The organism is Janthinobacterium sp. GW822-FHT07A03 (genome assembly GCF_058798815.1).
Genome location: NZ_JBXAKW010000009.1, coordinates 319,299 through 329,909, shown reverse-complemented (window position 1 = coordinate 329,909; position 10,611 = coordinate 319,299). Strand labels below are relative to the sequence as shown.

The 10,611-nt window shown below is 66.2% G+C and carries 7 protein-coding genes; all 7 read right to left on the bottom strand.

The features are described 5' to 3' along the window. Nucleotides 1-144: 144 nt before the first annotated feature. Nucleotides 145-1,731: a histidine-type phosphatase gene (locus AC1RJW_RS24795; protein ID WP_493047303.1), complete on the bottom strand. Its 1,587-nt coding sequence runs from the start codon at nt 1,729-1,731 to the stop codon at nt 145-147. 93 nt (nt 1,732-1,824) lie between these two features. Beyond that, on the bottom strand, nt 1,825-3,453 hold the full coding sequence (locus tag AC1RJW_RS24790; RefSeq protein WP_493047302.1) for a histidine-type phosphatase: 1,629 nt from the start codon (nt 3,451-3,453) through the stop codon (nt 1,825-1,827). A 78-nt stretch (nt 3,454-3,531) separates the two neighbouring features. Beyond that, nucleotides 3,532-4,929 carry an alkaline phosphatase family protein gene (locus AC1RJW_RS24785; RefSeq protein WP_493047301.1) on the bottom strand — a complete coding sequence of 466 codons (1,398 nt, stop codon included), beginning with the start codon at nt 4,927-4,929 and terminating at the stop codon, nt 3,532-3,534. A 243-nt stretch (nt 4,930-5,172) separates the two neighbouring features. Further along, complete coding sequence (locus AC1RJW_RS24780) at nt 5,173-6,159, bottom strand: LacI family DNA-binding transcriptional regulator (protein WP_493047300.1); 987 nt, start codon at nt 6,157-6,159, stop codon at nt 5,173-5,175. A 194-nt stretch (nt 6,160-6,353) separates the two neighbouring features. Then, a complete protein-coding gene (locus AC1RJW_RS24775) occupies nt 6,354-8,828 on the bottom strand; it encodes a TonB-dependent siderophore receptor (protein WP_493047299.1) in 2,475 nt (824 codons plus the stop codon). A 73-nt stretch (nt 8,829-8,901) separates the two neighbouring features. Next, nucleotides 8,902-9,906, bottom strand: a complete 1,005-nt coding sequence (locus AC1RJW_RS24770; protein ID WP_493047298.1) for a FecR family protein — start codon at nt 9,904-9,906, stop codon at nt 8,902-8,904. Next, nucleotides 9,903-10,430, bottom strand: coding sequence for a sigma-70 family RNA polymerase sigma factor (locus AC1RJW_RS24765; RefSeq protein WP_070312288.1), 528 nt, complete (start codon nt 10,428-10,430; stop codon nt 9,903-9,905). Before AC1RJW_RS24765 ends, AC1RJW_RS24770 begins: the two co-directional genes overlap by 4 nt. Nucleotides 10,431-10,611 lie beyond the last annotated feature (181 nt).

Below are 10,611 nucleotides of genomic sequence, written 5' to 3'. Positions count from 1 at the left end.
CATGCGCACGGCCCGGAATCGGTGCGTTTCTATACGAAGCAGAAGGCGGTGACGCAGCGCTGGCCGGCCTCGACGGCAGCCGGTGCGGAGTTTGCCATGCCGACCTTGAAGTAAAGCGCGCTGGCGGCGCGCACTATCAGCGCGTCAGCGCGCCGCCACGTGTCCGTAGCAGGTTTTCAGTTTCGCATAGTCGTAAAAGACGCTGCCCGGCGCGATGCGGGCGCCGTCGCAAGCGGCCTGGAAGTCCGTTTCCTTTTCGTTGTACAGCAGGCGCACGATGAGCTGTCCTGCGTCGTTGCGGTACACATCCCACTGCATATTGGCCGCCAGCGGCGAGACGTTCTGGCCGCGCCATGGATTGTTTTCATAACTGTAGCTGAGCGATGCCGGCAAGGGGGCCAGCGCCTGCTTCAAGCCCATGGCCGACGCGAGCGGAATGATCATCTCGGCGTGCGTGAAGCGCAGCTTCGCCGCGTGGCGCACATTTCCCCTGGCCAGCGCATCGACCTCATTGAAAAAATCATCACGCAAGGCCAGCGCAAAGCGCCACGTCACGCCGCTGCTTTCCGTGGTGGCCGGTCCCTTCTGGTAAAAATCCTCGTGGTCGGCGATATACGCGTAGTAGCGCGCGTCCTCGGCAGGCATGTAGCGGCTGAAATCGGCCGGCACTTCATGTCGCATGCCGGCGGCGATCGCATACAGCTCGTACAGTTTTGTCGCGGCGGCATTCAGGCTGCGGATGACGGTCTTGCCGCTGCCCGTCATGGTGCGCGTGAACTTGCCGTCGGCGCTGGTGAAGGTATAGCTGCCCGTGTCCGCATAGCTGGCGCGGCCGCGTTCAAACTGGTCGAGGAAGGCGGGAGAAAACAGCCGTTCGAGCACGTGGCGCGCATGCGCTGTCGCCGCGGGCAGCCTGGCCGGAGTGCCCATCAGCACATCCAGCTGCTTGCTTCGTTCATAGTATTGGTAGGCCTGGCTGGCGGCATAGGTGGCGTAATAGGGATTGGCCGGATCGGTGACGCGGTCCGTCTGCGGCGCCAGCTTGTGCGCGTACAGCAGGAAGCGGTTGACGCCATCGGGCTGCAATATCGGCTGTACCGTGGGCTTGCGTCCCCGCGGATACGGCGCCGGCGCGGGCGGCAGATATACCAAGGGTGTCAGCGCTGGCGCGTGCTCGAGCAGCGACTGCGTGAAGAAGCGCGAACTGTCGCGCGCGCGGTCCACGCCGGAATGGATGGTGACGAGCTGGCGCGGCGCCATCGCGGCGTCCTGCCCCACTTGCGCAAACAGGGTGGGCAGGCGCGCCAGCATGCGCACGGCCAGCTGCCGGTGCTCGTCGATACCCGTCTGCGACAGATTGCCGTAGCCGGGCCGCTCGATACCCGCCACGCCATAACCGAGCAAGGCATTGGCCTTCATCAGCGCCAGGATGTCGGGGCCGAGTTCGCGGCCCAGGGGCGTGAGCGCATCCTGCGCGGCGGCCTGCTGCCACATCGCATACAGGGCCGCGTCGTTCTTCATGCTGGTGAGCCCGCGCGAACCGTGGCGCGCCACCAGTTGCGTGAAGATGGGCTGGAAGCCGGCCGGCGGCGCGGCATAGGTGGCCGGGTCCTGCTGCGGCGCATACGGCGTCTTGGTCTGGTAATAGCCTTCGACGGCCAGCGCGGGACCGGCGCACATGGCGAGGGCCAGGGCCAGCGGGATGCTGGCCAGGGGAAGCGATGGAGGCATGGGAGTCCGTGACGTGATTATCTAGGCGCAAGCCTAGCATCAAACGTCAATCAGGCGGGCACGGCTGGGAGCCGGCCCGCCCACGCTTCCCGCTTACTGCGCCACGTGGCCGTAGCAGGTCTTCAGCTTCGCATACACATAGAAATGGCTGCCGGCAGCAAAGCGCGCGCCATCGCAGGCGGCCTGGAAGTCGGTTTCCTTTTCGTTGTACAGCAGCTTGACCAGCACATTGCCGCTGGCGTCGCGGTACACGTCCCACTGCATGTTGGCCGCCATCGGTGCCACGTACAGGCCGTGCCAGCTGCTGTTGTCATAGCTGTAGGTCTGCGCCGCTGGCAGCGCGCCGACGACGGTCTTCAGACCCATGGCCGTGGCCAGCGGGATGATGGCTTCCGCATGCGTGAAGCGCAGCTTGGCGCCGTGTGACAGGTCGCCGCGCGCGATGGCGTCCACTTCCGTGAAGAAGTCGTCGCGCAGCGCGCGCACGTAGTTCCAGGTGACGCCGGCGCTTTCCGTGGTGCCGGGACCCTTGTTGTAGAAATCCTGGTAATCCTGCACGAAGGCCTGGTACTTGGCCGCGTCCGACGGCATGTACTGCACGAAGTCGGCTTTGACCTCGTTCGTCATGCCGGCCATGATTGCGTACAGGTTGTACAGCACCGATGCGGCGTCGGCCAGTCCCTTGATGGTGGTGCCGCCGTCGCCGGTGACGGTGTTGGTGAATTTGCCGTCGTCGCTGGTGAAACTGTAGGTGCCCGTGTTGGCGAAGCGGTAGGTGCCGTTGTCGATCTTGTCGACGAAGGCTTTGGTAAACAGCCGCTCCAGCACTTCGCGCCCCAGGGTGCGCGCCGTGGCATCCGTGTCGATGGCCGAGTACTTGGCCAGGAAAGCCGGGCTTTCCAGGTAGGCCTGGTAAGCCTGGCTGTCCTGGTAGGTCTGGTAGTAGCGGTCGAGGGTATCGGTGACCAGGTCCGTCTTGGGCACCAGCTTGTGCGCATACAGCAGGAAGCGGTTGGTGCCAGCTGGCTGCGCCACGGGCTTGCCGGCCGGGTAGCCGATGGGCGCGGGCGGCAGGGTGATCAGCGGTGCGACGTTTGGTGCCGTGGCGGCCAGCGACTGCGCAAAATATGCGGCGCTGTCCTTGGCCCGGTCCACGCCAGAACTGACGGTGACGATCTGGCGCGGCGCGCTGGCGGCGTTCGCGCCCAGTTGCGTGAACAGGGCGGGCAGGCGCGCCAGCATGCGCACGGCCAGCTGCTTGTGCTCATTGATGCCCGTCTGCGACAGGTTGCCGTAGCCGGGCGCCGTGATGCCGTCCACGCCGTAGCCGAGCAGCGCGTTGGCCTTCATCAGTTTCAGGATGTCGGCGCCCAGCTTTTGCCCCAGCGGCGTGAGCGCATCGTCGGCGGCGGCCCTTTGCCAGACGTTGTAGAAGGCGGCGTCGTACTTCATGCTCGACAGGCCGCGTGAGCCGTGGCGCGCCACCAGTTCGGTGAACACGGGCGCGTAGCCGGCCGGCGCCGCTTCATACGTGGCCGCATCCTGCTGCGGCGTGTACGGCGTCTTGGTCTGGTAGTAGGTGGCTGGCGGCGGCGTCACAGGTGGCGTCACCGGCGGCGTCACCGGCGGCGTGACAGGGACGGGCGGCGTATCGTCGCCGCCGCCACAGGCGGCCAGGGAGAGCATCAGGAGGGACAGGGGAAGATGGCGTGCGTGCAGCATGGCGTTTCCTTTGGATGTGAGTTGCCCGGGTGCGCCGCGCAGGACGGCGCACCCAGGGTAGACAGGCAAGAGGGGGCATTACAGCTTGAGGGCCTTGGCCAGGCTGTTGGCGCGCGCATCGCGCTCGCTCAATGGCGCCAGGCCATGGCGTTCCTCGATGAACTTCAGGATCGACACGGTTTCATACTCGGTATGGTCGATATGGCCGCCTTCGCTGAAGGGCGAGATGACAAGGGCGGGAATGCGCGTGGCCGGGCCGAAGCGGTCGCCTTTGGGCGGCGCCACGTGGTCCCAGAAACCGCCGTTTTCATCGGTGGTGACGATGATGACGGTATCCTTCCATTGCGGGCCTTCCATGATGGCGTTGATGATGGCCACGCCCTCGTCGTCGCCTGCCGCCACGCTCGATTTGTCCATCCCCGGATGCATGTTCTTCTTGCCCATGGGCTTGTAGAACGAGACGGGCGGCAGCTTGCCCGCCTGGACATCGGCGATCATGTCGGAGCGGTCCTTCAGGTGCGTGGCGCGCTGCTGCGGGCTGTCGATGAAGCGCTTGAAGTAGGTGAACGGCTGGTGGTGATACGAGAAATCGTCGGCCTTCTTGCCCGACTTGGTCGAGGCGACGGCGATGTCGTAGCCGTCCGCATAATAGACCCACGCGATACCCTTGTCCGTCAGGCGGTCACCGATGGTGGGCATGGTTTGTGGCGGCAGGAAGGTCTGCTTCTTGGTCGGGTCGAACAGCAGCGGGCCCTGCATGGTGTTGACGGCGTAGCCGTCCTGCGTCACTTCCGCTTCCTCGCCCTTCTTGTGGCCCGTGCCGCGCTCATCCTGGGCGACGATGGACTTGGGCGCGTTCGGGAATACGGGGGTGCAGGCGCAGGTCAGCCACATGTGGTTGAGGAAGGAGCCGCCGTAGGCGGACTGGAAGAAGCGGTCGGCCAGGGTGTAGCGCTGCGCCAGGGCCCACAGTTTGAGCTTGCTGCCGTCGAAGTAGCCCATGGGCAGGGCGCCCGTATTGCCCTCGACGACGAAGCGGTCGTTCTTGCCGTCGTTGATCTGGCGCTTGTGCGTCCAGAACGCGTGCACGGGACTGGCCGTCTTGTCGCCCAGCGACACGCTCGGCTCCATGTGGAAAGGCGCGTTGGCGATGTCGCCCTTGAAGCGCTGGTCCAGGCCGCCCTTGTCGAGCGCCACGGCGGGCAGCATCGCATACGGCTTGCCATCGGGGCCGGTCTGCGTGGTGGTGTCGGGCGAGCGGCCATTGGCGATGCCGTCGGCGCCGGGGAAGGTGCCGAACAGGTGGTCGAAGCTGCGGTTTTCCATGTACACGACGACGATCTGGCCGATCTTCGCCAGCTTCGGATCGGCGGCACTGGCAGCGGTATCGTGCTGCATGCCGGCGGGGGTGGTGCAGGCCGCCAGGCCGATGGCCCCGGCGCCGAACAGGGCGATTCTTAGAACGTGGTTCAACATAACGGTCTCCTTGATACGCCTCCGTGGACGGGGCGCTTTTTTTAGTGGTGTGCCCAGAACAGGCTTCTTGAAGAAATTGCACACGTGTGCAGCACGCGTGTGCAAACAGTAACCCGGATTTTTTTCGATGTCAACAAGTACAGGCGGAGGATGGAAAAGTGTGGAAAACGGGGAACGGCGGGCGGTGCGGGGCGGTGGCGGGCGGCAGACGACGGCGTTGCGCCATCTGCCATGTCGAAGCGCTTAGCGCGTCGTGCCGCGCCGCACCAGGGTGACGGGGACTTCCTTCAGGCGGCCCGGCATGGCGAATTTTTCCATGCGCTCGACCAGGCTCTTGACGGCGCGGCGCGCCAGTTCGCCCGCATCCTGGCGGATGGTGGTCAGCTGGTAGGCGTCGAGCGCCGCCATGGGAATGTCGTCGAAGCCGATCACCTGCAATTGCGCCGGCACGTCGATGCCGTACTTGCTGCGCGCCGCGTCGATAAAGCCGCAGGCGATCAGGTCGGTGGCGCAAAACACGCCGTCGGGCAGCTTGCCCGAGGCGAGCAGGGCCTCGGCCGCTTCCTGGCCCGCCTGGTAGCCGATGGCGTCGGCCAGGTATTCGCCGGCCGTGCAGCGCTTCTTCGCCACGGCCGGCGCCAGGTGGTCGAGGAAGGCCTTGCCGCGCGCGATGCCGCTGAAGCTGCTGGCGCGCGTATTGACGAAAGCCAGCCGTTTGGCGCCGCTGTCGAGCAGGGTGCTGGCCGCCAGTTCGCCGCCATGGCGGTTGTCGCTGTTGACCACGTCCACGCCTTTCAGGTCGCGCGCGCGGTTGATCATGGCCACGGGCACTTGCCGCTGCAGGTATTCCGTCGCCACGGCGGACGGCGGCGAGCCGGACGTCATGATGACGCCGGAAATCTTGTAGCTGAGGAGGATGCGCAGCAATTCGCTGAGGCGTTCTGGATCTTCCGCATTCATCAGCAGCGGCACCAGTGCATGTTCGCTCAGGCTGCGCGTGACTTCGCCCAGCAGGGCCACGCGGAACGGATCCGTGAAGCCCGTGATGACGACGCCCACCAGGTTGCTCTGGCCCTGGTTCATGCTGCGCGCCAGGATGTTGACCTGGTAGCCCAGCGACTGCGCCGCTTCCATCACGCGGGCCCGCGTTTCGGGCGCCACGCTGGCGCCGGGCGTGAACGTGCGCGAGACGGCGGAGCGCGAGACGCCGGCCCGTTTGGCGACGTCCACCGAAGTGACCCAAGACTTGTCTTTTTGTTCCATTGACGGTGTAGATGAATGAGAGGCCGATGCACGATGCGGTGCGGCGCAACGCCGCGCCATCATCTTAGCCGAAAATCCCGGCCGCGGCGCGAACTGAATGCCGGTGGCACTGTCAGTCACGCGGCGCGGCCGGCGTGCCGGTCCTCAGCTTTTCAATCGTCCTACCACTTCGGCGTGTACTTCAGGGTGAACTGCACGTTGCGCGGGTCGCCATAATAGTTGTTCGACCCGGTGGTGTTGTAGGCCGGGATGATGTAGCGCTTGTCGAACAGATTGTTGACGTTGACCGACAGGGCCACTTGCGGCGTGGCTTGCCAGCCCAGGCGTGCATTCCAGATCGAGAAGCCGGCAACCTTGAACGTGCGTTCGGTATCGACCGTATGGCTTTGCAGGCTGGTGCCGGCGCCCACGCTGAACTTGTCCCACGCGCCGGGCAGGGTATAGCTGGACCAAAGGCGCAGCATGTGCTTCGGCGTCCACGTGGAAAAGACCTGGCCCTTGTTGTCCGGATCATCGAGGTAGGTCGTCGTCGTGTAGGCATAGCCGGCCGACAGCTGCAGGCCGCGCGCCACTTCGCCCGACACTTCCGCTTCCAGGCCCTGGCTGCGCACCTTGCCCGAGGCGCGCGAGCAGTACCAGCCGTCGCAGGCGAAACCGGCAGCGTAGTCGGTGATGGCGCGGTCCTTGTGGTCATAGCGGAACACGGCCAGCGCGGTGTTCACCTTGCCGTCCACCAGTTCCCCCTTGATGCCGCCTTCGTAGCTGCTGCCCGTGATCGGCTTGAGGGTGCGGCCTGCCACGTCGTGGTTTGTCTGCGGCTGGAACACGTCCGCATAGCTGGCATAGGCCGACCATTGCGGCGTCAAAGCATAGATCAGCCCTACCGATGGCGTGAACTTGGCCGTGGCGCGGGTGGCGTCGCGGTAGCCGTCCGGCGTGGCATACAAGAAGTCGTACCAGCTGAAGCGCCCGCCCAGCAGGGCTTTCAGCTTGCCCGTCAGCTGGCCGTTCCAGGTGGCGTACAGCCCTTTCTGCCGCATGTCGTAGGTGCTGTAGCTGCTCACGCCGCGCGCGGCGATGCTGTCGAAGTCCTGCCACGGGCGATGGTGCTTGATGTTGAAGATATCCGCGCCCGTTTCCCACGCGCGCGCATAGCGGTCGTTCGACGTCATGCTGACATAGCTGGCGCCGGCGACGACTTCCTGCGCGATGCCCAGGCCGTCGAATTTGCCGCGCACGAAGGCGTCGATGCCGCGCTTGCGGTTGTCGAAATCGGTGGAAAAGTCGCCATAGCGCGCGCCGCTGCCGTCGGGATTGATGGCGAAGGCCGTGCGCTGGTGGGTGGAACTGGTGCTTTCATTCATGCCCAGCGCCGAGGCTTTCAGGCTCCATTGCGTATTGAAGTGGTGTTCCAGGTCCAGGTAGACGGTGTTCTGTTCCACCAGGCTGCGGTTCCAGTCGGCACCCGTGAAGGTGGAGCGCGGCAGCGGCAGTTCGCTGCCGTCCGCGTAGCGGGGCAGGCCGATGAACGTGGGGCGGCCGTGGGCCTTGACGTGGCTGGCGGCCAGGCCCACGGTGGTGGCGGGCGCCAGGTCGTAGTCGAGCGCTGCATACAGAGTGCGGTTCTTGCTCCATACCTGGTCGATGAAGGAGTGGTTGTCGTCCTCGTCGATGATGGCGCGTCCGCGTAGGGTGCCTGCTGCATTCAGGGGGCTGCTGATGTCGACCTGGGCGCCGTAGTGGTCCCAGGACCCGGCGCGCCCCGTCAGCGTGATTGCGCGCGTGGCCAGCGGGCGCTTGCGCACCAGGTTGACGGAGCCGCCGGGGCTGCCCGTGCCGACCAGCATGCCGGAGGCGCCGCGAAGCACTTCCAGGCGGTCGTAGATGACCATGTTTTCCTGTCCCCAGTTGCCCAGCGCATAGGTGTTGCGATCGATGGGCACGCCGTCGTACTGCCACTGGTCGATCTGGAAGCCGCGCGCCGTGATGACCACGCCCGGGCCCACGCCATGCACGCCGACCACGCCGGTGACGTTGTTGACAGCTTCGCGCAAGTCCGTGATGCCCTGGTCGTCCAGGCGCTGGCGCGTCAGCACGCTCACCGATTGGGGAATCTCCTTCATCGATTGCTCACCCTTGCCGATGGTGAGCTTGCGCGCCGTGTAGGAACCGCTGCCTTCCGTGGTGGCGCCTTGCTCGGCCTGGCCGACGATGGTAATCGAGGGCATGGTACGCTCGGCCGCCGAGGCGGCACTGGCCGCCGCCGTGGGGGCGGACGCTGGCGCGGCCACCAGCACATAGCCGGTGGACGTCTTGCCGATGGCGTAGCCGCTGCCGCGCAGCAGCGCGGCGAAACCGTCGTCGATGGCGTAGCTGCCTTGCAGGCCGGCCGTCTGCAGCCCCTGCACCTTGGCCGCGTCGATGACGATGGACACGCCAGCCTGCTGGGCATAGCGGTTCAGGGCGCCGGCCAGCGGACCGGCGGGAATGCTGTAGCTGGCGGTGGCGGGCGCCGTTTGCGCCAGCGCCTGGGCGTGCAGGCCAGCGCTGGCCAGCAGCAGGGCGGCCAGGGCCAGCGGGCGCAAGCGCGTGCGCAGGGCGCGCGGGGAGGAAACGGTCAGGACTTGGACGGACATGGTGACAGCCTTTTTTGAATGATCTCAGCTGCCTTGACGCGCGAGATGCGCCAACACGAACCTGCGTGGCAAATTATTTTTTTGCGGTGCCAGTGCTTGGCGCGTCGACCATCACCAGGTAGCGCGTCAGCATGCGGATGCGCAGCTGCGGGAAATTGTCGATCAACAGCTGCAGCGCCTTGTCCGTGTCGTCCAGCGGCAGTACGGCCGCTACGCGGATGCCGGCGATCTGCGCGCGGTCGTAATGCAGCTGGCCGGGACGGTGGCGCGCCAGCTCGTCGAGCACTTCGGCCAGTGGCTGGTCGTCGACCACCAGCTGGTGCGCGCGCCACGCTTGCTGCACGCTGACCGCATCGATGGTCGTGATGGGCCCCACGCCATCGTCCGTGATGCGCGTGCGCTGGCCCGCCTGCACCACGACGGCCGGGTGTTGCGGCACTTGCGCCAGTACTTTTGACTCCAGCATGTTCAGAATGGTGGCGCCGTCTTCCCTGCGCACGCTAAAGCGCGTGCCCAGCGCGCGGATCGCCGCCTGCTTGCTGTCGACGATGAAGGGGCGCTGCGCATCCTTGGCCACGTCGATGAGGATGTCGCCACGCACCAGTTCCACGTGCCGCTCGCCCGCAGTAAAGCGCACGTTGACGGCGCTGCCGCCGGCCAGGGTGAGGCGGCTGCCGTCGGCCAGGGTATGCGTCTGCCATTGCCCCGTGGGGCTGCGCAGGTCGGCCAGCAGGTAGGCGGGATGTTCGCCGAGGGCCAGTGCGCCGGTCAGCAGTAGCGTGACCATGGCACTGGCGGCGGCCAGCTGGCGCAGGCGCTGGCGGGGACGATCGGGGGCGATGGCGGCCAGGGCGGCCCGCGCGGGGCGGTGGTCGCCGCCGGCCGGCTCGCGCACGGCGTGCAACTGGCGCAGCAGGTTTTCCATGCCGGCCGCTGCGTTCGCGTGCAGCGGATCGGCCGCCTTCCATGCGGCGAAGCCGGACCGCGCCTGTTCGCGCTCGGCCGGGTCGTCGGCGCTCAGGCGCACGATCCACTGCGCGGCCTGTTCGGCTGCCGCGTCGGTGCGCGCGCCCTTCATGCCGCCATGGCCGGGCAGGCGTGGCGGCAGGCCAGCAAGGCTTGCACCAGGTATTTTTGCACCATGCGCGTGGAGACGTTCAGCTGCGCGGCGACGGCGGCCTGCGGCTGTTCTTCCAGATAATGCAGCAAGAAGGCGTCGCGCGCCCTGGCGGACAAGCCGGCCAGCGCCGTGGCGATCTGCCCGAGCGCCTGCACGGCCATCAGGATCTCGTCCGGCGACGGCGCGCCGGGCAGGCTGTCGGCCAGCAGGGCCAGTTCCGCCAGGTAGCTGCGCTCGAGTACTTGCCGGCGCGCGCGGTCGAGCAGCAAGCGCTTCGCCGTGGTGGACAGATAGGCGCGCGGTTCGCGCATGCCGAACAGGGCGTCGCGCGAAGCGATGATGCGCACGAAGGTGTCTTGCGCCACGTCGGCCGCGCCATGCGGGCAGCTGAGTTTCTTGCGCAGCCAGCCCACCAGCCAGCCATGATGCTCGCTGTAGAGCGACTGCACTTGCTGTTGCAGGCTGGACTGGATGGCGGACATGGGGAATGAATAATATAAATGAGAATTATTCTCATTGTAAGCGCCAGCGGCGTCTCGCCACAATCCCCGATTGCATGCGGAGGGGGCGGGTGTTGCGCGCAGGCCGCATGCGCGGCAGCCGGAAATGAAAAAACCCGCCGCTGCGCAAGGCAAGGGCGGGTTTTTCGGTACTGCTAATTCT